Genomic DNA, 20,356 nt, shown 5'->3' with positions numbered 1-20,356 from the left:
GCCGGCACGCACCGGTGCCGGCAACCAACAGGCTGGAGATTTCTGAACGATGGATACCTTGCTTTCGATGCGCGTGTTTACGCGCATCGTCGAGACGGGCAGCTTCACGCGCGCGTCCGACACGACCGGGCTGACGACGCCGCGCGTGTCCGCGCTGCTGAGCGGACTCGAACAGCATCTCGGCTGCCGGCTGCTGAACCGCACCACGCGCCGGATCTCGCTGACCGAGGACGGGCAGGCGTACTACGAACGCTCGGTCGCGGTGCTGCGCGAGATCGACGACATGGAGGCATCGGTGTCGCAAGCGCGCAATGTGCCGCGCGGCCGTCTGAAAGTGAACCTGCCGCCGGCCATGGCGAAGCAGATCATGATACCGGCCCTGCCCGAGTTTCTCGCCGCCCATCCGGGCATCATGGTCGAGCTCGGCGTGACCGATCGCCAGATCGACCTCGTCGGCGAAGGCGTCGACTGCGTGGTGCGGATCGGCGCGCTCGACGATTCGGGCCTGGTCGCGAAACGGATCGGCAGCCTGACGACCTGCACGTGCGCGTCCTCCACGTATCTCGACCGATTCGGCGTGCCGGAAACGGTGGACGATCTCGCGCAGCACGTCGCGGTCAGCCACATCTCGGCCGATACGGGCCGGCCGCGCCCGTGGGACTACATCGTCGACGGCGAAACGCGCATCGTGCAGATGTGCGGCACGGTCGCGGTCAACGACGCCGACGCCTACATCGCGTGCGGCGTCGCGGGCATCGGCTTGATCAGGACCGCGCTGTACCTGGTCGAGCCGTATCTGCAATCGGGGCGCCTGCGCGAGGTGCTGACCGATTTCAACACGCCGCCGCGGCCGATCTCGATCCTGTATCCGCCCAATCGGCATACGCCCGTCAAGCTCAAGGTCTTCGTCGACTGGCTCTCGTCGCTGTTCGCGCAGATTCCGACGCTGCAGGGCAAGCGCAGCTGAAGCCCACCGCCTCGCGCCGCCGCGCGCACCGCATAAATCAATTGATTTAAGACGCGGTTTAGGACTATTCAGTCGGCTCGATCCAGACTGCTCTCATGGGGCTTCGCTACCCGCGATATCCGCGCCGGAGGCCCGTTTCGAGAGGCGCATCATGAAGATCGCGATCGCCGGCGGCTCCATCACGGGCCTGGCCGCCGCCGTCACGCTGACTTGCATCGGTCACGAGGTCGTCGTCCATGAGCGCCGCGACCGGCGCGTGCCCGATCATGGCGGCGGTGTCGCGGTCCTGCGCCGCATGACAGCCTTTCTCGACGCGCACGGCGGCCAACGACTGTCGATCGCGACGGTCCCGACACGCCGCCGGCGCTGGATCGACCGCGCGGGCGGCATCGTCGACGACGCGTGCCAATGGCTGCCGTTCTCGTCGTGGGACATCGTCTATCGCGCGCTGTGCGCGATGCTGCCGGACGGGATGATCCGGTACGACAGCCCCGTGACGGTCGAGAACCGCGACCCGGACGGTGTCGACCTGCAGATCGGCGCGACGCGCGAACGGGTCGACCTGCTCGTCGCCGCGGAAGGCGCGGGCTCGCGCATCCGCACGGCGCTGTTTCCCGGCTACGCGCCGCGTTATGCCGGCTACTTCGCGTGGCGCGGCGTCGTCGACGAAGCCGCGTTCGATGCGGGGACCATCGAAATGCTGGTCGAGAACCTGACGCTCTACCGGCAGCCCGGCGAACTCTTCATGGCGTTCCAGATTCCCGCCGCCGACGGCATGCCGGGGCCTCGCGCGCAGCGCTTCAACTGGATCTGGTACCGCTCCGAACCGAACCTCGACGCGATGCGCGGCCATCTGGCCGACCTCGGCGGCCGCCTGCACGACGCGTCGGCCGAACCGGGCCTGTTGTCGACCCACGCACACGCGGCGCTCGGCGCGCTCGCGCGCGAGCGCCTGCCGCCGGTGCTGTCGCAACTGGTCGACGCGACCGCCGCGCCATCCGTCCAGGCCGTCTTCGACGTGTTCAGCCCCGGCTTCGCCAACGGCCGCATCGCGCTCGTCGGCGACGCCGCCTGCACGCTGCGGCCCCATACGGCATCCGGCATGTCGAAGGCCCTCGCCGACGCGGTCACCCTCGCGCAGGCGCTGCCGTCGGGCGCGCACGACGTCACGAGACGCACCGCGTCCTGGGCCGCCGCACGCCGGATCGCGTCGGCCGGCCTCGCCGACGCCGGCGTGCGGTTCGCAACCGATCTCGGCCTCGGCGCGTGCGCATGAACCCGCCCACGGTCCGCCCCCTTTGCGTGGCGCGCAATGCTCGATTGCGCCCCGGGCGTATTCCCTTGTTATCGATCGATCAATAATCTTGACGGCAATGCGGCGGCTTCCGTTTCGCCGCGACGGCAATCGCAACGCCCGCCCGATGAACGGGCACCCGACATCACTTTTCAAGGAGTCGACCATGTCAGCAGAATCCACCCCGGTCGCGGCCCACGGGCACGCCGCCAAGCTCACGCAGGGCCTCATCCTGCTGTTCGCGTTCAGTTGCGGCGCGATCGTCGCGAACCTGTACTACGCGCAACCGATCACCGAACTCATCGCGCCGAGCCTGCACATGTCCGGCGAAACCGCGAGCCTGATCGTGTCGCTGACGCAGATCGGCTACGCGCTCGGCCTGTTCTTCATCGTGCCGCTCGGCGACCTGCTCGAGAACCGCAAGCTGATGATCGTCACGGCCGTCGTGTCGATCGCGAGCCTCGCGGCGGCCGCGGTCGTCCAGACGCCCGGGCTGTTTCTCGCGATTTCGCTGCTGGTCGGCTTCAGCTCGGTCGCCGTCCAGATCCTGGTGCCGCTCGCCGCGCACCTCGCGCCGGATCATTCGCGCGGCCGGGTGGTCGGCACGATCATGAGCGGGCTGCTGCTCGGCATCCTGCTCGCACGCCCGCTGTCGAGCGTGGTGGCCGATGCGTTCGGCTGGCGCTTCGTGTTCGCGGCCGCCGCCGTGCTGATGACGCTCGTGACGGCCGTGCTGGCACTGACGATTCCGTCGCGCCAGCCCGATCATCGCGCCACCTATTTCGAACTGATCGGCTCGCTGCTGCATCTGGTCCGCACGATGCCGGTGCTGCGCCATCGCGCGCTCTACCAGGGCCTGATGTTCGCGTCGTTCAGCCTGTTCTGGACCGCCGTGCCGGTCGAACTGACGCGTCACTACGGCCTGTCGCAAACCGCCATCGGCCTGTTCGCGCTCGTTGGTGCGATCGGCGCGACGTCGGCGCCGGTCGCGGGCCGCCTCGCGGATGCCGGCCACACCGTGCGGGCCACGCTGATCGCGCTGGTCGCCGGCACGCTGTCGTATGCGGTCACGCTGATCCACGGCGCCGGCCTGTATGGTCTCGTGGTCACGGGCATCGTGCTCGATTTCGCGGTGCAGATGAACATGGTGCTCGGCCAGCGCGAGATCTACGCGCTGCATGCCGCGAGCCGCAACCGTCTGAACGCGCTGTACATGACGAGCATCTTCGTCGGCGGCGCCATCGGCTCCGCACTCGCCAGCCCGCTGTACGAGCATGGCGGCTGGCCGCTCGTCGCCGCCGTCGCCGGTGCGTTCCCGATCGTCGCGCTCGTCCACTACCTGGCAATCGGCCGGCCGCACGCCGAACGGCACGCAACGACCTGAACCGGCGCCGGCACCGGTTCACGCGCGAACCCCGCCCGGGCGCTTCGCGCGCCGGAACGCCGCCGGCACGTCACACACATCACCCACGTCATTCCGAACTTTCCGCAGGGCCCGCCGTTGCGCCGGTTGCAACCGGACGATACGCGGCGCCGCCCTGCTCCACGCAAAAGGAAATCATCATGTCTTCCCTGCTCAGCAACTACGATCTGCGCGGCCTGCCGCTTCCGAACCGTGTCGTGATGGGGCCGATGACGCGTTCGCGCGCCCCGTCGCGCGGCCAGCCGACCGACCTGATGGCCGAGTACTACGCGCAGCGTGCGTCCGCCGGGCTGATCGTCACCGAGGCAACCAACGTCAGCCCGGCCTCCGCGTCGTTCGAACTGACGCCGGGGCTCGTCACCGACGAGCAGGCGGCCGGCTGGAAGCAGATCACGAACGCGGTCCATGCGAACGGCGGCCGCATCTTCGCGCAGCTGTGGCACGGCGGCCGGGTCAGCTCGCTGACGCTGCTCGGCGGCGACGCGCCGCTGTCGCCGTCCGGCGTCAACGACGATCTCGAGCAGTTGCAGGTGTGGGCGCAGTTGCAGAACGGCTATTACACGAAGATTCACGCGACGCCGTCGCGCGCGATGACGACCGACGAAGTCGCCGGCACGGTCGATGAGTTCCGCCGCGCGGCCACCCGCGCGATGGCGGCCGGTTTCGATGGCGTCGAGATCCACGCGGCCAACGGCTACCTGCCGCACCAGTTCCTGTCGTCGACGCTGAATCGCCGTGACGACCGTTACGGCGGCTCGGTCGCGGGTCGCGCGCGCTTCCTCGAGGAAATCATCGACGCGGTCGGCGACGTGATGCCGCTGAGCCGCGTGGGCGTGCGCATTTCGCCGTACGCGAAATACAACAACGTGCGCGACGCGAATCCGGATGCGACGTACGCGTACGTCGGCCGCATGCTCGACGAAGCCGGCGTCGCCTACGTGCACGCGGCGGACACCAACGGCTGGAGCGGCGAGCCCGACCTGCCGCGGATCGTCGAGAACACGCGCAAGGCCTACCGCGGCACGCTGATCGTCAACGGCGGCATCGCGCCGGAAGCCGCGAATACGCTGATCGATGCGGGCGACGCCGATCTCGTCGCGTTTGCGCGCGCGTACATCGCGAACCCCGACCTGGTCGAGCGCATCGCGGCGAATGCGCCGCTCGCCGCGCCGAAGTCGGTCGGCTGGTATGGCGGCGACCACGCGGGATACGTCGACTACGCGCGTCACGACGCAGCGGAGCGGACCGCCTGAACGTCACCGCAACCGCAAGTCAGCTGGTGCTTCCGAAAGGACGCCTTCAGGCGTCCTTCCAGCGCGCACCGAGTACGCGTCCGCAGAAATTCGGCCGCTGGAAATCCGGATCGGCCCGCTCGAGCACATCGGCGCTCCACGTGCCGAACGTCGTCGCGGGCCGGTGCGCGACGCCGCGTGCGATCGCGTCGAGAAACGCGTCGCTGAACCCGTCGCCGCGCGGGTAGGCGGCCAGCAGCGCCTGGCGTTCGCCCGCCGAATACGCATCGAAGTCGGATGCCATCAGGTCCGTCGATACAGCGGCCGCCAGCGCACGCGCCAGCGGCGACACGCGCGCCGCCACGCCGGGTGTCGTATGCAGCGCGATCGCGCGCCACACGTCGTTGCGCATGCACTGCGACGTCTGATGCCGCAGCAGGAACGCCTGCGCGGCATCGGCGCTGTCCAGTTCGTAACGCTCGGTCGAGCGGCAATACGCGGCGCTCAATCCCATGTTCGCGTACATCGCGGCCACGTACAGCGCATCGGCATCCAGGATCTCGCCTGCACGGCGCGCGGCCAGCGATGCGAGGACGAACACCCGGCACGCATGGTCGGTCATCACCCGCGGCAACGACGCGCGTGCCGCTTCGGCGGCCTCGATCGCCATCGGCGTCCGGGGGATACGGACACCCGCGACTTCGTCATCGGCCGATGCGCACGTATGCGCAGAACTCATCTCGTCTCCTTCTGCCCCACGCCGGGGGCGGAAAATTGTCATGCTTCGCGCGGCGTGGGCCGAGGCAGCCGACATTCCTGCTGAAACACGTCGACCTAAAAGGCGACACCGGGCTGAACGAATGCTTCGCACTGCTCGACGGCCCCCGTTGCGGCCGCATGCAGGCGTTGCGCGAAACGACGCCCGTGACCGCGCACAAAACCGGCGTCCGCGCCGTTGCCGGCCGCTGCGCGCGACTGCGCCGGCACACCCGCACGACGATCGCCGACGCCACCGAATTCGGCCACCGGCGACCACGCGGGGCTGACCGGCAGCGGCGGCGGCGCCAGCGTGCCGAACTCGTCATCCGCATGCACGACCTTGCCGTCGACGATCGTCAGGACCGACGACAGTTGCGGGATCCGCGATTCGTCGATCGTGAAGTAGTCGTCCGTCAGCACCGCGAAATCCGCGTACTGGCCTGGCACCAGCGCGCCCTTGCAATCGTCTTCGTTCGAGAACCACGCGCTGCCGACCGTGTAGCGGCGCAGCGCTTCCATCCGGCTGAGCCGATTGCATTCGGGATACAGCGCGGTACCGCCCACCGTGCGCCCGGACACCATCCAGTACAGCGACACGAACGGGTTGTAGCTCGCGATGCGGGTCGCATCGGTGCCCGCGCCGACCGGCAGTCCGGCCGCCAGCATCGCGCGGATCGGCGGCGTGCGCATGGCCGCTGCCGCGCCGTAGCGCGCGATGAAGTACTCGCCCTGAAATGCCATCCGGTGCTGGACCGTCACACCGCCGCCAAGCGCCGCGATACGCGCGATGTTCGCATCCGAAATCGTCTCGCAATGATCGAAGAACCAGCGCAGCCCGTTGAACGGGGTCTCGCGGTTCGCGGCTTCGAGCACGTTCAGGAAACGGCCGATGGATTCGTCGTAGGTCGCATGCAGCCGGAACGGCCAGCGATGCCGCACCAGCAGGCGGACGACCTCGGCCAGTTCCGCCTCGAGCGCGTCGGGCAGGTCGGGGCGCGGTTCGAGAAAATTCCCGAAATCGGCCGCGGAATACACCAGCAGTTCGCCGGCGCCGTTCATCCGCAGGAACGCATCGCCGTCGCCGGGCTGCGCCAGCGTCACCCAGCGCGCGTAGTCGTCGAGTTCCCGGCCGGCATGCTGCACGAACAGGCTGTACGCGATACGCACCGTCAGTTCGCCGCGCTTCGCGAGCGCCATGATGGCGGCATAGTCGTCCGGAAAAGCCTGGAAATCGCCGCCGGCGTCGATCGCGCTCGTCACGCCGAGGCGATTCAATTCGCGCAGGAAGTGCCGCATCGAATTCATCTGGTCGGCATGGCCGAGCTTCGGGCCGTGCTCGAGCGCCGTATGCAGGATGCCCATGTCCGGGCGCGCGATCAGCATGCCGGTCGGCCTGCCGAGGCGGTCGCGCTGGATCTCGCCGCCCGGCGGATCGGACGTGTCGCGGCCGTAGCCGATCGCGCGCAGCGCGGCCGCGTTCAGCAGCGCGCTGTCGCCCAGGTGCAGGATGAAAACCGGCGTGTCGGGCGCGATCGCATTGAGTTCGGCCACCGTCGGCCCGCGCTTTTCCGCGAACTGGAATTCGGTCCAGCCGCCGACCACGCGCACCCACTGCGGCGCAGGCGTGCGCAGCACCTGGCGTCGCAGCATGCCGAGTGCTTCAGCCAGCGTCGGCACGCCGTCCCAGCGCAATTCCAGGTTGAAGTTCAGCCCCCCGCGAATCACGTGCAGGTGCGAATCGTTCAGCCCCGGGATCGCGGTGCGGCCGTTCAGGTCGATGCGACGCGTATCGGCGCCCGCATGACGCATCACCTCGTGCCCGCTGCCGGTCGCGAGGATCCGGCCGTGCTTCACCGCGAGCGCGGTCACGAACGACTGCCGGTCGTCCTGCGTCGCGATCTTGCCGTTGAAAACGATGAGGTCCGCCGATTCCGCGGATTCCGTCGCCTTAAGCACCGTCAGGCCTCCTGCTTGCGCCGAAAGCCGGCGTACGGTCGCACACGGCATGCACCCGGTTTGACGATACACGGACCATCCACACTCCCCTTGAACGTTGATCGATCGGGCCCACGCGCCGCGGCACGATGGCGCGACGGTTGCCTGCACGGGCGCGGCGCGCCGTTACGCCACCGACTGCATCGCGTCGGCCGCCCCGAGCCGCATGCGCGCGCGGCTCGACGACGGCGTCGCCTCCGTGGAGCGCACGAAGCTCTGCACCCGCGCCAGTCGGCGAACGTCGAACGCGCGCGATTGCGGATCGAAATGCCCCGACAGGTTGGCCACCAGTGCGGACGCCTGCCCGGTGCGCCCGCGCTCGATCAGGTGATCGGCGAGGTCCAGCGTGCCGCGCAGCGCCCACATCGCGGCGCCTTGCCCGTTCGCGGTGTGAATCGCCAGCAGCAGATGACGGTGCCCGTCCGCTTCGCACGCGGCCGCGAGATCCGCGTCGGCCGTGCGGGCCTGTTCGAGCATCGCGAGGCCTCGCGCGCGCAGCAGTTCCGGCACGAACAGATGTTCGCCGTGCCCGCGGCAGCGCGCGAGCGTCGCGTCGAGCTTCGCCCGCGCCTCGGCCGCCCGGCCGGTGCGCGTCAGCCCTTCCGCATACGCGACGACCACCGGCACGAGCAGGCGCCGGAATCCGCTCGCCTCGATGCTCCGCAGCGCGGGCTCGAGCCGCGCGAGCCCGGCGCCGGGATGTCCGGCCTGCATGTCGAACTGTCCGGCGAGACATTCCGCATGGCTGCGCCAGATGTCGAACCCGTTCGCGTCGGCCGTCGCTCGAAGCGTCGCGAGATAGTCGGAGATCGCGTCGTGATCGCCGTAGCGCAACGCAATCGGCACCGCCGCCGCGCCGAGCACGACGCACAACGCCAGCCCCGAGCCGCTGCGGCGCGCGTGTTCGACCGCCTGCGCGGCCAAGCGCATCGCGTATTCCGGATCGCCCTGCATCCACACCAGCCGCGTCAGCATCGTGCGGCCGAGCGTCCCGACGTCGATGCCGAGCGCCGCTTTCGCACAGGACGGCTCGCCGGCCTCGGCCAGCTCGGCCATCGCCGCTTCCAGCCGTTCGCGCGCCTGCGCATGCTCGCCGAAGTAATGCAGCGAGGTCGCGACCATCGCGTTCGCCAGCAGGCGCTGCGACCGGTCGCCACGCCGCTCGGCGGCGCGCTCGAAGCGCGTCGCATAACGCAACGATTCGTGAATGTCTGAGCGCGTCAGCATCGTGTTCCACAGCCCCACCAGCGCGCACGCGTCGAACGCATCGTCGCCGAGCCGGCCCGCGAGACCGTGCGTGCGGTCCCACATCGAGGCGGCCATTTGCGTATCGCCATCGGTATGCAGCAGCGCCGACGCATAGGCCGCGCGCAAGCGCATCTCGCTCGCGGCGTCGACGGCCTCGGGCGCCGCGGCCTCGATGGCGTCGAGCGCGCGTTTCGCCGGGATCGAACACTCGCGCATCCGCGCCGGCTCCAGCAACCCGAGCACCAGCGCGTCGGCTTCCGGCGCCTGCGGTTCGGTCGTCGCCGCGGGTTCGGGCAGCGCCGGCTCGTCCACGGCAAGATCCGGGCTCGCCGGCTGCGCGGCTTCTGCTTCTGCTTCCGCTTCTGCTTGCACTTGAGCCTGCATCCGGGCTTCCGCCTGCTCGCGCTGGTAGCGCGCATGACGCTCGACGATGGCGTCGAATTCGCCCTCGTTGTGCAGCTTCTCGATCGCGTACGCCCGGGTCGATTCGGTCAATCGGTAGCGCGCCTGCGCGCCGTTGAACTCGACGGCCACCAGCGACTTCGCGACCAGTTCGCCGAGCACCGCGATCATCTCGGCGGCCGGCATGCCGGGAGCCATCGCGACCTCACGCGCGGCATCGAACGTAAACGGGCCGATGAAGCAGGCCATCCGGCGAAACAGCGACCGCGCGGCCCCGTCCAGCAGCACGTAGCTCCAGTCGAACGTCGCGCGCAACGTCTGGTGGCGCGGCAACGCCGATCGCAGCCCGCCCGTCAGCAGGTTCAGCCGGTCGTCGAGACGCGACGCGACGATCTCGAGCCCGAGCGTCGCGACGCGCGCGGCAGCCAGTTCGATCGCCAGCGGGAGCCCGTCAAGGCGCCGGCAGATATCGCCGACCACCCTGACGCCAGCCGCGTCGACCACGCACTCGGGCGTGGCGGCGCGAATCCGCGCCAGAAACAGCTCGACGGCCGAATGGCGCGCGATCTCGTCCACGGACGCACTGCCGTCCGGCACCGCCAGCGGGCTCACGCGAAACACGGCCTCGACCGAGATATGAAGGGGTTCGCGACTCGTCACGAGCACGCGCAACCGCGCGGCGCGCGACGTCAGCGTTTCGACGAGGTCGGCCACCAGATCGACGACGTGCTCCGCGTTGTCGAGCACGAGCAGGCCGCCCGACGCGGCGAACGCATCGCCGATCCGGTCGGCTGCGGGCACGCCATCCGTCTCGAGCCCGAGTTCCGCGGCGATCGCGAGCAGCACGTCGTCGCGCGTCGCAGCGCGCGCCAGCTCCACGAACAGGACACGCTCGCTGGACCGGCTGCGCAGCTCGTGCGCGACCCGCGCGGCCAGGCTCGTCTTGCCGATGCCGCCCGCGCCGACGAGCGTGACGACCGGCGTACGTTCGATCATGTCGACGATCTGCCCGATCTCGGCCTGACGCCCGACGAGCGGCACCGGATGGGCAGCCGCGGCGGCGGGCGGCAACGCGGCCGCGCGCGGCGCCGCGTCGTGCGCGGCCGGCGCATTCGCGACCAGCAGGTAACCGCGGCCCGGCACCGTCTTGATCAGGTCGCGGTTCGCGCCCAGCGCCTTGCGCAGCGTCGCGACATGGACCTGCAGCCGGTTCTCCTCGACGATCAGGCCTGGCCAGACCGCATCCATGATGTCGTCCTTCGACACGACGGAACCGTTGGCGCGATGCAGTACTTCAAGTATGTCGAGCGCGCGTGCGCCAATCCGCAACGACGCGCCATGACGGCGAATGTCTCGCTGCTCGAAATCCACCGACAACGTCCCGATCTGGATCATGGCCGCCTCCAGGTTCCCCACGATGACCGCCATGTGAACACGGCGGTTCACCGGGGCGGGAGTCCGCACCCGGATTGCGTTGCAGGCCGGGTGCAAAGTCTCAAAAAGTGGGCCGAGTGTAAACGCCGTATAAAGAAAAATCTTGAAGAATAATGCGCTGACGCCCGCCGCACGGGCATGCGGCGGAATCCTCACGGCGCGAACATAAATAGGGCAATATTGCGCGCGGAACCGGATTCGCTTGCCGGTCGCGCCTCACGCCGCGCGCATCGATCCGTACGATCATTCCGTAAGCTAGCGGACATTTGTTCAAGTTATCTTGGGCCTGTCGGGCGCGCCGTATAAACTCCTCGTAAAATTGCTCGCGCGCCACCCCCAACGAAGGACTTTCCGCCATGCCCGATCCGCTCGTCACGCCCCCCGCGGCGCCGCCGAAAGACACGCTCGGATGCTTGTCGAGCCTGTTGTCCAAGGATATTGAACGGTCGACCGGCGGCCTGACGCTCCACCGAAAATGCATGCGCGACGAACAATTCGAGCGCATCGAGATGGGCGCCAGCGATCGCGGTTTCCTGATCGGCGTGTCGCTGAATGGCGGGCACCGGCGCACGATCTACGGCGGCACCGGCAAATCCGAGCGGCGCTTTCAGCACAACTCGATCTACATTCGCGACTTCTCGCGGAATTTCCGCGCGGACCTGTACGGTAAATTCGACTTCCTGCTCATCGAACTGTCGCGGACTTACCTCGACGACCTCGGCCGAGAACACGACGGAACGGGAATCGGCGGCCTGACCTGCGCGCCCGACGTGCAGGACGCGGTGCTCGGCCATCTCGCGCACGGCGTCGCCGACAGCCTCGACGTGCCCGGCGGGCTGAACGCGCTGTTCGTCGAGCAGATGGGGCTCGCGATCGGCACGCATCTCGCACGCCGCTACGGCAATGCGAACGCACGCGACCTGCAGGTCAAGGGCGTGCTGTCGCCGGCCAAGACGGCGCTCGCCAAGGAACTCCTGATGGAAAAGGCGGACCTCGGCGTGTCGATCGAGGAAGTCGCGAACGAATGCGATCTGTCGCGCGGTTATTTCATCCGCGCCTTCTCGCGATCGACCGGGCGCACGCCGCATCAATGGCTGCTCGAACAGCGCGTGATCCGCGCCCGGCAACTGATCGAGACGACCGACATGACGCTCGCGGAGATCGCGGCCGTCTGCGGTTTCGCGGACCAGAGCCATCTGAACCGCGTGTTCGCCCGCATCGTCGGCCATCCGCCCGGCGCATGGCGGCGCGAGATGAACCGCTGACTGCCGGCGCGTACGAGCCGCGGCTCGCACGCGCCATCCCGTCACTGCAACGGCGTCGCGTCGTAGTTGACCGGGATCCAGTCGTACTGCTCCCCTTCCCTGAGCAAATGCCCGAGCCCGGGAAACGCGATGTGCGCGGCACCGACCAGATAACGCTTGTCCGCCACGAGCCTCAGCGTGTCGCGCCGGGTGCGGCGGGCTTCATCGGCATCGCTGTCGTACTGGACGGTTGCATCGAGATCCTGCAACTGGATCGCCGCGACGTGCACGATGTCGCCCCACGCGAGCAGCCCGGCCTTGCCGCTCTCGATCAGGTAGGCCGTATGACCCGGCGTATGGCCGGGCATCGGCACCGCGCGAATGCCGGGCGCGAGCGTCGCATCGCCACGAAACGTCTTGAAGCGTCCCGCTGTGATGTACGGTGCGACCGACGCGGCCGCCGCATCGAAAAACGATGCCAGGAACGCCGGCGCCTGCGCCTTGTTGTGCGGATCGAGCCAGTACTTCGCCTCGATCTCGTTCACGCGGACGACCGCGTTCGGAAAGGTCATCTTGCCGTTCGACACGATGCCGCCGACATGATCCTTGTGCAGGTGCGTGAGCAGCACTTCGTCGATCTGCTCCGGCGCATAGCCTGCCGCGCGCAGGTTGCCGAGAAGCCTGCCGCAGCAGTCGCCATACAGCACGCCGGCGCCGGTATCGACGAGAATCCGCTTCGATCCGGTGTCGACCAGAAACGCGTTGATCGACCCCTGTACCGGCGGCTCGAGAAACGCGCGGTCGAGATCGCGCCGGATTTCGTCCTTCGATACATCGCGGAACACCGTATCGATCGGGAACGGATGGGTGCCATCGGATAACGCGACGATCTGCAGGTCGCCGAGCTTTTGCCGGTAGAACCCGGGAGGCTGGCTCTTGCCGCCCGGCTCGCCGGCAAACGCGGCCGATGCCAGGATGCCGATGCACCACGCGACGAGCAGCACGCCGCCCGAGCGCGCCGCGCGCGCTCGCCAGTTCATATTCTTCATGTCCGTTTCCTTGCGGGTTGCGTAGCGACGTTGCGCGCCCGCCTGGCGGTCAGGCTCAGGCAAGCGAGGGGCGTGCGACACCGAGCTTAGCGGCCGGCTCCGCCTGTGTCCTGAGCGGGACATGAATCGATCTGAAGGCCGGGCCGCAGCGGCGGCCCGGCCCGGCTTCAGGCGACCGGATCGTGCGCGCGCCGCGCGGCAATCAACGCATCGCGAAAGACGGCAGCCGGCTGCGCGCCGCTGACGACCGTGGGCCCGATGCGCGTGGACGGCACCGACGCGATGCCTTCGCGCACCGCCTCTTCCTCGAGCGCGAGCACCGCGTCGAGCCCTTCGCCGGACGCGAGGAACGCGCGTACCGCGTCGCCCGGCAACCCGGCATCGGTCGCAATGTCGACGAGCACGTCCGCATCGCCGATATCGCGGCCGTCGCGGAAATACGCGGCGAACAGCGCATCGACGAGCGCGACCGCACTGCCGTGTTGCTGGGCGAACCAGACGAGCCGGTGTCCCAGCCGCGTGTTCGGCGTGCGCGCGATCCGCGCATGATCGAACACGAGGCCCGCCGCCCGGCCGGCTTCGGCCACGTTCGCGTCGAGCGCCTGCGAGCGCGCCCAACTGCCGAACTTCGCGCTCCGGTACGCCTTGCGGTCCACGCCGCCCACCGGCATCGACGGGTTCAGTTCGAACGGCACGAACCGGACGCGCGTATCGTCGGCCAGCCCGGCTTCATCGATGGCCTCGGCGAGCCTGCGCTCGGCGATCCAGCACCACGGGCAGATGAGATCGTAGGTGACCGTCACTTCGAGGGGTTTCATCGCTTTCTCCTGAAAATTTCCAGTTCAGAAGATAGCGCTTGCGGGCCGGCGATAGAATGCCAACGGCACGCAACGCATCGTTGCGACACGCACAAAGGCAAAGACGACATGGACAAATTTTCCGCGCTGCGCGCGTTCGTGGAAGTCGCGGAAGCCGGCGGCTTCTCGAGCGCGGGACGCCGTCTCGAACTCGCGGCTTCGTCGGTGGTGCGCGCGGTGGATGCGCTCGAAGCGTCGCTCGGCACCGTGCTGCTGAACCGCACGACGCGGCAGGTCACGCTGTCCGACGCCGGCTCCGTCTATTACGCCCGCGCAAAGCGGCTGCTCGAGGAACTCGCGGAAGCCGACGCCCTCGTCGCCGATCGCGGCGACGAGCCGTCCGGACCGCTGCGCGTGTCCGTGCCGGTCGCGTACGGCGTGCGCCGCATCGCGCCGCACATCGCGGCCTTCCTCGCGCGTTATCCGAAGCTCGACCTCGATCTGCAACTGACCGACGAACGCGTCGATCTCGTCACCGGCCGCATCGACGTCGCGATCCGGCTCGGCGAAGCCGCGCCGTCCGCGGAGGTCGTCGCGCGGCCGCTCGCCACGTTCCAGCGGTATGTCGTCGCGAGCCACGACTACCTCGATGCGCACGGCACGCCGTCGGCGCCGGGCGAGCTGGTCGATCATGCGTGCCTGCGCTTTCACTTCGGCGGCGACCAGCAGGCCTGGTCGTTCGTCGATGCACACGGCACGACGAACGTGATCGTCGCCGGGCGCATGAAGTCGAATCACAGCGAAGTACTGCGCGATGCCGCGCTCGACGGCGCGGGCATCGCACTGCTGCCCGACTGGCTGGTCGATGCCGACGTGCAGTCCGGCCGCCTGCGCAGGCTGTTCGAACAATACGACGTCACGCCCGGTGCGGCCCGCTCGGTCGTCACCGCGCTGTACCTGCCGAATCAGCGCGGCTCGAAGCGCGTCACGGCGTTCATCGATTTCGTCGAGGCGCTGGCGCGCGCGCCGCACTGAGCCGCGCGGCGCGCCGCGTTACCAGCCGAACTTCGCTTCCACGCCGACATAGTCGGCGTTGCGCGCACCGAGCGCGCGAATCGAGTCGGCGATCTGGAAGTGCACGGCCTCGACGGCCAGCGCCACGTTCGGATTGACCAGCCAGTCCACGCGGGCCTGCGCATACATGCCCGTCCACGAACCGCCCTTGCCGGCCGTGCCGGGCACCACCTGCATCCCTTGCGCGTAGATCGCGTCGGCCGTCGTCTCGCGCCACTGGAAACCGACCGCGGTCAGCACCGTCACGTTGGTGGCCGGCTTGAACGTCAGCGACGGCTTCACGTGAATCAGGTTGCTGTAACCGGTGTAGCCGGCGAGCGTGAAGTAATAGCCGTTCGGAAACAGCGGGTTGAAGGTGCCCATGCGCCCGTCGCCGGGATGCTTGTCGCCCGACGCGCCGTCGACCTGGAGGCCGATGCGCGGCGTGCCCGCCGTCTTCGTGAACGTGTAGCCGCCCAGCGCGCCGAACGCCCACGCACCGATCGTGTCCTGCCCGATGTGGCCGGTCTGGAGCATTGCCTCGAGGTCCCAGTCGAGCCGGCCGGATTTGCCCGCGTAACGCATGTCGAACACGTCGCGCCGCTCGGTGCCGGCCCCGTCGAGATAATGCGCGTTGTCGCGTGTATAGCGCGACCAGTAGGCCGACAGGTCGCCGGGGCCCGTGCCGCTCCGCTCGACGCGCACGCCGTCGAATCTCAGGTGCCGGTTCGACACGTCGTCGAACACCGCGTCGTCGCGATATTGCACCGGGCGCGTCACATAACCGATCAGCCGCCATTTGCCGATCTCGTAATCCGCCCACAGCGCATCGAACGCCTGACGCACGTTCGGCCCGTCGCGCACCGCCACGAACCGCTGCAAGTCGAACGCCATCTCCTGCCGGCCGATGCGGGTCTTGAGCGTGCCGCCGCCGACCTGATCGACATACGCGACGAACGCCTGCTCGATGTCGAGCTGGTCCTTGTCCACCGTCGTGACCATGTTCTTGCCGAACGGCCGCGCATCGATGAACTGGACAAACGCCTGGAAGTGCCCGGCATAACGCAGGTCCGCATGCACCGTCGCATGCTCGATCACGTAATTGTCGTCACGCCCGGCGCCGAGCCCGAACAGCGGCGCGTTGTTCAGCTCGAAGCGCTCGCGCAGGTTCGCGCCGAGCGACAGGTAGGTCGACGGGTCGCCGCCCAGCGGGATGTACTTCAGCGAATCGAGCGGCTTGCGCGGCACGCACGGATTCGCGAGCACCGACCAGTCTTCCTGCCAGCGGTTGAACAGCAGGGTCGGCCGCTTCGCCGTGCAGGTCGTGCCGGCGCTCGAAGCCGGCGCCGGCGCCGTGGAATCCTCGGCACCGGCTGCCGTCCCGGCGTACGTCGCGACGCCGCCCGCCAGCACGGCGGCGGGCAGCACACGCCGCCATGCGCGTCTCATCGACCGACGGCCCATTATTTCGACCGCGCGTGGATCTCGGCGATATAACCGCCCGGGAACTGCACGAGCGCCGCATCACGCCCGTCCGACGTGAACGTCGGCACCAGCACGGTCACGCCCGCGGCCTGCGCCTGCTTCAGCGTCGCGGCGAGATCCGGCACTTCGTAGCCCGTCATCTCGCGGCCGTACGGATAAGGCAGATGGCCATCCGTGGCCAGCACGGTCATCTTGCCGAAACCGGACTCGATGCGGATGCGGCGATACGTATCGTTCGGCCGGCCGATCTCGACGCCCGGCGCCTTGCGCACGTCGGACACGACCTTGCCGCGCGAGAACGCGACGAAGTCGTGCACCAGCTTGCTCGCGCTTTCCGGCGACACGTACACGCGGTTTTCCGGCACCGTCTGCAGCGGGTCGTACTTCGGCGCCTGCGTGTGCCAATACAGCTGCATGTTCACGCCGCCCGGCCAGCGGATGATCGCGTCGCGGCCGATCGGGTCGGGGAACGTGTCGACGACCACGTCCGCGCCGTGCGCGCGCGCCGACTTCATCGCGACGTCCATGTCGGTGACGAGATAACCGGTGCGTTCCGCGCAGAACGGATACGGGATCGGCGTCTTGAAGCCGAACACCGAAATCGTGCCGGACGGCGTGAACACGAGCTGCGACATCGTCTGGCTCGGCGTCGGCGTGACCTGGAACACGCCCTGCTGCGACTTCTTGCCGCCGAAGGTCGCGACGAAGCTGTCGGTGAAGCGGTCGAAGTCTTCCGGTGCGACGCACACATGCGTCGTGTCGTATTGCGGGCCGACCGTGACGGCCGGCACCTTCGCGGACGAGGTCTCCAGCAGGCGCGTCTCGTCGGCCTGGGCCGGCGCAACCGCCAGCAATGCGCCGAGCACGGCCGTCGACGCGGCCGTCATCCGCAATACCTGTCGCAACTTCAGTGCAATCATCGAATTCTCCTGGAAAGTGGCAAGCGCGGCCGTATGCCGCGCGCGCATTCAGCGTGGCGCCGGCCCCTCGTCGGGCCGGCCGGATTGATAAGCGAGGAAGCACAGCGCCGCGAGCGGCAACGCCAGCGCCCAGAAGGCGGCATACAGATAGGCCGTCGCCCCCGCGCCCGCCCCGAGCGCGAAGCCCGCGACCGGCGGCAGCGTGCGCCGCAGCCGCACGCGCGCGGCAGCCCGTTCGGCCGGCGCGGCGATCGGCACGAGCCAGTCGAACGCATCGATCACCGCCTGCGTGACATTGCCCGTCATCACCGTATTGGCGACGACCGAGCGGGCCGTCAGCCGGCCATGCGCGTTCTGGACGCCCATCGCCGCGGCGCCGAGCAGGCCGCACAAAATCGTTCTCGGCGCATCGGCGTCGGCGATCGGCGATGCCATCACGCCGGCCAGCATGAAGCCGGCCAGCAGCACGGCCTGCAGCGCATACAGCGAACGCGCGCGCACGCCATGGCCCAGCGACCGCATCCGATGGTCGAGCAGGCGCGCGCCGACGATGCCGGCGATGAAGGCGGGAAACGCGAGCCACTTGATCGCGAGCCCTTGCCCGACGCCGGCCAGCCCCGAGCCGATCAGGATGAAGTTGCCGGTGACGTGCGCGGTGAACAGGCCGAACAGCGCGACGAAGCCGAGCGTGTCGACGTAGCCCGCGATCGACGCGAGAAATATGTCCTCGCCGCGTACGCGGTCAGGCGCGGCGGCGGTGCCGGCGGTTACTGGCTGCGGCGGCATGACCCGGCTTCCTGGAAGGTGTCGACTGCGCCGGCGCCCGCAATGCCTGCGCGCGGCGAGATCAGATAAGGCATGTTCCGCTCCGGTTTTGCCGGCCGGCCCGGCTTGCCGACTGGCGTCCGGCCCATGCGGCGGTTCGGAAGCTAGACTAGTTAAGGCGCGTCTTAAAGTCATGGGCCGACGGCCTGAATTTTTCTGAATTCGCCGCCCGAGCGCCGGACTGGACGTCGGTCCGCGTCGATGCGGGACGATCCCGCAACGGGCCCCGCGCCGCCACAAAAGCCGCGCCGCCGCCGGATTCGGCGCCTCAATCGTGTTATTTTTCGATCGATAGTTAAGCAGCGTGCCATCAGGAGCCGACGAATGATCGAAAGGAAACGCAGCACGCCGGCCCGCGAGCGCGGGACGGACGCCGATGGCAACGCCGTCCCGCCGGGCCGCCGGCTCGCGCCGGAAGCGCGCGAGCGGCAGATCGTCGAGAAGGCGATCGAGCACTTCGCGACGCACGGCTTTTCGGGCAGCACGCGCGAGCTCGCGCGGCAGATCGGCGTCACCCAGCCGCTGCTGTACCGGTACTTCCCGAGCAAGGAGGCACTGATCGATCGCGTGTACGACGAGATCTACACGTGGAATCCCGACTGGGAAAAGCTGATCGCCGATCGCGCGGTCCCGCTGCAGGAACGGCTCGTCGCGTTCTACCGCGCGTACGCGCAAACCATCCTGCGGCGCGAATGGATCCGCACCTTCATCTTCGCGGGGCTCAGCCGCGAAGGGTTCAACACGCGCTACCTGTCGCGGCTGCGCGAACGCGTGTTCCTGCCGGTGCTGCGCGAGCTGCGGCACGAATACGACCTCGCCACGCCGGCGACGGAGGCCCAGCGAAACGCGGAAATCGAACTGGTCTGGAGCCTGCACGCGAGCATCTTCTATTTCGGTGTCCGCAAGTGGGTCTACGGCCTGCCGGTGCCCGACGATCTCGACACCGAAATCGAACGGCTGGTCGACGCGTTTCTGCACGGCACGCCCGCCACGCTGAAGCAGCTCGCGTCAGACGCGGCCGCCCGGCGCCGCCGGCGCGCCTGACGCGGCGGCCGACGGGCGCGCGCGATCGTGGCGCGGCGCTCGACGACAGTCGAATCGACATCCGGCATCTTCACGCTCGGGCTCCTGGGACGGTCGGATTGCATTAGAGGTCGCCGGCCACCCGGCCACAACTTAATCGTTGTGAAGCGACCGCTACCGGCCGCGCGCACGACACGCCAAGACAAATTCAGAACAATTTATCCGGCGCGCCGATCGCTTCGCCTATTCTCGAAAGGCATTTGCGCCCGTCCGACCGTGCGCAGGCCGAACCGAACAGGGACCGTCACATGACACTCGCCACGCCTTCGATCACCCATCACACCGTCACCGCGAACGGCATCCGCCAGCACTACATCGATGCCGGCAGCGGGCCCGTCGTGGTCCTGCTGCACGGCTTCCCGGAAACCAGCTTCGCGTGGCGCTTCCAGATTCCCGCGCTGGCGCGGCACTACCGCGTGATCGCGCCCGATCTGCGCGGCTACGGCGAAACCGACAAGCCGGCCGCCGGTTACGACAAACGCAACATGGCGCGCGACCTCGCCGGGTTGCTCGATGCGCTCGGCATCGGCCGCATCGCGCTCGTCGGGCACGATCGCGGCGCGCGCGTCGCGACGCGCTTCTCGAAGGACTTCCCCGAGCGCGTAGACCGGCTCGTCGTGATGGACAACGTGCCGACGCGCATCGTCGCGCAGAACATGACCGCGCAAACGGCGCGCGCGTACTGGTTCTTCCTGTTCCACCAGGTGCCGGACCTGCCCGAAGCGTTGATCGCAGGCAAGGAAGCCGAGTGGCTGAGCCATTTCTTCTCCGACTGGTGCTACAACCCGCACGCGATCTCCGGCGATGCGTTCGACACCTACGTCCGTGCGTATCGACGCCCGGGCGCCGTACGCGGCGCACTGGCCGACTATCGCGCGAACGCGGAGGACGTGAAGCAGGATCTCGCCGACGCCGAGGTAAAGATCGCGTGCCCGACCATGGCCCTCTGGGGCGAGGATTTCTATGCGGTCGGCAAGATGTTCGACATGAAATCCGTCTGGGAAAGCATGGCGACGAACCTGCGTGCCGAGCCGATCGCGCAGTGCGGACACCTGCCGCAGGAGGAGCAACCGGAGCGCGTGAATGCGCTGCTGCTCGACTTCCTGAAACACTGGGAAGGCTGAATCGCCGCACCCATCACGGATC

The 20,356-nt window shown here is 68.5% G+C and carries 16 protein-coding genes; 8 read left to right on the top strand and 8 right to left on the bottom strand.

What is annotated here, in order from left to right:
* Window positions 1-49: 49 nt before the first annotated feature.
* The 4 genes from ACN22W_RS18205 (at window position 50) to ACN22W_RS18190 (ending at window position 4,937) form a co-directional block, all read left to right on the top strand.
* The gene (locus ACN22W_RS18205) at window positions 50-967 is read left to right on the top strand and encodes a LysR family transcriptional regulator (RefSeq protein WP_419688861.1); all 918 of its coding nucleotides are present in this window, start codon (window positions 50-52) and stop codon (window positions 965-967) included.
* 151 nt (window positions 968-1,118) lie between these two features.
* Window positions 1,119-2,243 (top strand): hypothetical protein, encoded by a 1,125-nt coding sequence (locus ACN22W_RS18200; protein ID WP_419688859.1) that lies wholly within the window; start codon window positions 1,119-1,121, stop codon window positions 2,241-2,243.
* Window positions 2,244-2,427: 184 nt separating this feature from the next.
* Complete coding sequence (locus ACN22W_RS18195; RefSeq protein WP_419688858.1) at window positions 2,428-3,645, top strand: MFS transporter; 1,218 nt, start codon at window positions 2,428-2,430, stop codon at window positions 3,643-3,645.
* Window positions 3,646-3,824: 179 nt separating this feature from the next.
* Window positions 3,825-4,937 (top strand): alkene reductase, encoded by a 1,113-nt coding sequence (locus ACN22W_RS18190; RefSeq protein WP_419688857.1) that lies wholly within the window; start codon window positions 3,825-3,827, stop codon window positions 4,935-4,937.
* 46 nt (window positions 4,938-4,983) lie between these two features.
* Here ACN22W_RS18190 and ACN22W_RS18185 read toward each other — a convergent pair whose 3' ends face one another.
* From ACN22W_RS18185 to ACN22W_RS18175, 3 genes are all read right to left on the bottom strand, one after another.
* Window positions 4,984-5,655, bottom strand: a complete 672-nt coding sequence (locus tag ACN22W_RS18185) for a phosphohydrolase (protein WP_419688856.1) — start codon at window positions 5,653-5,655, stop codon at window positions 4,984-4,986.
* 95 nt (window positions 5,656-5,750) lie between these two features.
* Window positions 5,751-7,631 carry an amidohydrolase gene (locus ACN22W_RS18180; RefSeq protein ID WP_419688855.1) on the bottom strand — a complete coding sequence of 627 codons (1,881 nt, stop codon included), beginning with the start codon at window positions 7,629-7,631 and terminating at the stop codon, window positions 5,751-5,753.
* A 165-nt stretch (window positions 7,632-7,796) separates the two neighbouring features.
* Window positions 7,797-10,715 (bottom strand): ATP-binding protein, encoded by a 2,919-nt coding sequence (locus ACN22W_RS18175; RefSeq protein ID WP_419688854.1) that lies wholly within the window; start codon window positions 10,713-10,715, stop codon window positions 7,797-7,799.
* 395 nt (window positions 10,716-11,110) lie between these two features.
* On the opposite strand from ACN22W_RS18175, the gene ACN22W_RS18170 reads away from it, so the two are divergent.
* Window positions 11,111-12,019 carry a helix-turn-helix domain-containing protein gene (locus ACN22W_RS18170; protein ID WP_412023955.1) on the top strand — a complete coding sequence of 303 codons (909 nt, stop codon included), beginning with the start codon at window positions 11,111-11,113 and terminating at the stop codon, window positions 12,017-12,019.
* A 41-nt stretch (window positions 12,020-12,060) separates the two neighbouring features.
* Here the strand turns inward: ACN22W_RS18170 and ACN22W_RS18165 are convergent, their stop codons facing one another.
* Both ACN22W_RS18165 and ACN22W_RS18160 read right to left on the bottom strand, forming a co-directional pair.
* Window positions 12,061-13,047 (bottom strand): MBL fold metallo-hydrolase, encoded by a 987-nt coding sequence (locus tag ACN22W_RS18165; RefSeq protein ID WP_419688853.1) that lies wholly within the window; start codon window positions 13,045-13,047, stop codon window positions 12,061-12,063.
* 167 nt (window positions 13,048-13,214) lie between these two features.
* On the bottom strand, window positions 13,215-13,865 hold the full coding sequence (locus tag ACN22W_RS18160) for a DsbA family oxidoreductase (RefSeq protein WP_412023953.1): 651 nt from the start codon (window positions 13,863-13,865) through the stop codon (window positions 13,215-13,217).
* Window positions 13,866-13,973: 108 nt separating this feature from the next.
* Here ACN22W_RS18160 and ACN22W_RS18155 point away from each other — a divergent pair, with 108 nt between their 5' ends.
* Window positions 13,974-14,879: a LysR family transcriptional regulator gene (locus tag ACN22W_RS18155; protein ID WP_412023952.1), complete on the top strand. Its 906-nt coding sequence runs from the start codon at window positions 13,974-13,976 to the stop codon at window positions 14,877-14,879.
* A gap of 18 nt (window positions 14,880-14,897) precedes the next feature.
* Here the strand turns inward: ACN22W_RS18155 and ACN22W_RS18150 are convergent, their stop codons facing one another.
* From ACN22W_RS18150 to ACN22W_RS18140, 3 genes are read right to left on the bottom strand one after another with little or no spacing between them, the layout of a single operon-like run.
* Complete coding sequence (locus ACN22W_RS18150) at window positions 14,898-16,346, bottom strand: alginate export family protein (protein WP_419688851.1); 1,449 nt, start codon at window positions 16,344-16,346, stop codon at window positions 14,898-14,900.
* 14 nt (window positions 16,347-16,360) lie between these two features.
* Window positions 16,361-17,302, bottom strand: coding sequence for a glyoxalase (locus ACN22W_RS18145; RefSeq protein ID WP_419688850.1), 942 nt, complete (start codon window positions 17,300-17,302; stop codon window positions 16,361-16,363).
* A gap of 48 nt (window positions 17,303-17,350) precedes the next feature.
* A complete protein-coding gene (locus ACN22W_RS18140) occupies window positions 17,351-18,088 on the bottom strand; it encodes a YoaK family protein (RefSeq protein ID WP_419688848.1) in 738 nt (245 codons plus the stop codon).
* A gap of 363 nt (window positions 18,089-18,451) precedes the next feature.
* On the opposite strand from ACN22W_RS18140, the gene ACN22W_RS18135 reads away from it, so the two are divergent.
* Complete coding sequence (locus tag ACN22W_RS18135) at window positions 18,452-19,171, top strand: TetR/AcrR family transcriptional regulator (RefSeq protein ID WP_419688846.1); 720 nt, start codon at window positions 18,452-18,454, stop codon at window positions 19,169-19,171.
* 287 nt (window positions 19,172-19,458) lie between these two features.
* Window positions 19,459-20,334 (top strand): alpha/beta fold hydrolase, encoded by an 876-nt coding sequence (locus ACN22W_RS18130; RefSeq protein ID WP_419688845.1) that lies wholly within the window; start codon window positions 19,459-19,461, stop codon window positions 20,332-20,334.
* The last annotated feature ends 22 nt before the right edge of the window (window positions 20,335-20,356 follow it).

The sequence above is a fragment of the Burkholderia theae genome, from assembly GCF_048565265.1.
GTDB classification, from domain to species: Bacteria; Pseudomonadota; Gammaproteobacteria; order Burkholderiales; family Burkholderiaceae; genus Burkholderia; species Burkholderia theae.
This window is presented reverse-complemented; position numbering and strand designations above follow the sequence as displayed.

What these genes read in the sequence shown, in the direction of transcription:
- ACN22W_RS18150 (WP_419688851.1), bottom strand. Translation starts at nt 16,346, where the DNA reads ATGAGACGCGCATGGCGGCGTGTGCTGCCCGCCGCCGTGCTGGCGGGC.
- ACN22W_RS18170 (WP_412023955.1), top strand. Translation starts at nt 11,111, where the DNA reads ATGCCCGATCCGCTCGTCACGCCCCCCGCGGCGCCGCCGAAAGACACG.
- ACN22W_RS18165 (WP_419688853.1), bottom strand. Translation starts at nt 13,047, where the DNA reads ATGAAGAATATGAACTGGCGAGCGCGCGCGGCGCGCTCGGGCGGCGTG.
- ACN22W_RS18130 (WP_419688845.1), top strand. Translation starts at nt 19,459, where the DNA reads ATGACACTCGCCACGCCTTCGATCACCCATCACACCGTCACCGCGAAC.
- ACN22W_RS18155 (WP_412023952.1), top strand. Translation starts at nt 13,974, where the DNA reads ATGGACAAATTTTCCGCGCTGCGCGCGTTCGTGGAAGTCGCGGAAGCC.
- ACN22W_RS18185 (WP_419688856.1), bottom strand. Translation starts at nt 5,655, where the DNA reads ATGAGTTCTGCGCATACGTGCGCATCGGCCGATGACGAAGTCGCGGGT.
- ACN22W_RS18190 (WP_419688857.1), top strand. Translation starts at nt 3,825, where the DNA reads ATGTCTTCCCTGCTCAGCAACTACGATCTGCGCGGCCTGCCGCTTCCG.
- ACN22W_RS18200 (WP_419688859.1), top strand. Translation starts at nt 1,119, where the DNA reads ATGAAGATCGCGATCGCCGGCGGCTCCATCACGGGCCTGGCCGCCGCC.
- ACN22W_RS18145 (WP_419688850.1), bottom strand. Translation starts at nt 17,302, where the DNA reads ATGATTGCACTGAAGTTGCGACAGGTATTGCGGATGACGGCCGCGTCG.
- ACN22W_RS18140 (WP_419688848.1), bottom strand. Translation starts at nt 18,088, where the DNA reads ATGCCGCCGCAGCCAGTAACCGCCGGCACCGCCGCCGCGCCTGACCGC.
- ACN22W_RS18135 (WP_419688846.1), top strand. Translation starts at nt 18,452, where the DNA reads ATGATCGAAAGGAAACGCAGCACGCCGGCCCGCGAGCGCGGGACGGAC.
- ACN22W_RS18205 (WP_419688861.1), top strand. Translation starts at nt 50, where the DNA reads ATGGATACCTTGCTTTCGATGCGCGTGTTTACGCGCATCGTCGAGACG.
- ACN22W_RS18160 (WP_412023953.1), bottom strand. Translation starts at nt 13,865, where the DNA reads ATGAAACCCCTCGAAGTGACGGTCACCTACGATCTCATCTGCCCGTGG.
- ACN22W_RS18175 (WP_419688854.1), bottom strand. Translation starts at nt 10,715, where the DNA reads ATGATCCAGATCGGGACGTTGTCGGTGGATTTCGAGCAGCGAGACATT.
- ACN22W_RS18195 (WP_419688858.1), top strand. Translation starts at nt 2,428, where the DNA reads ATGTCAGCAGAATCCACCCCGGTCGCGGCCCACGGGCACGCCGCCAAG.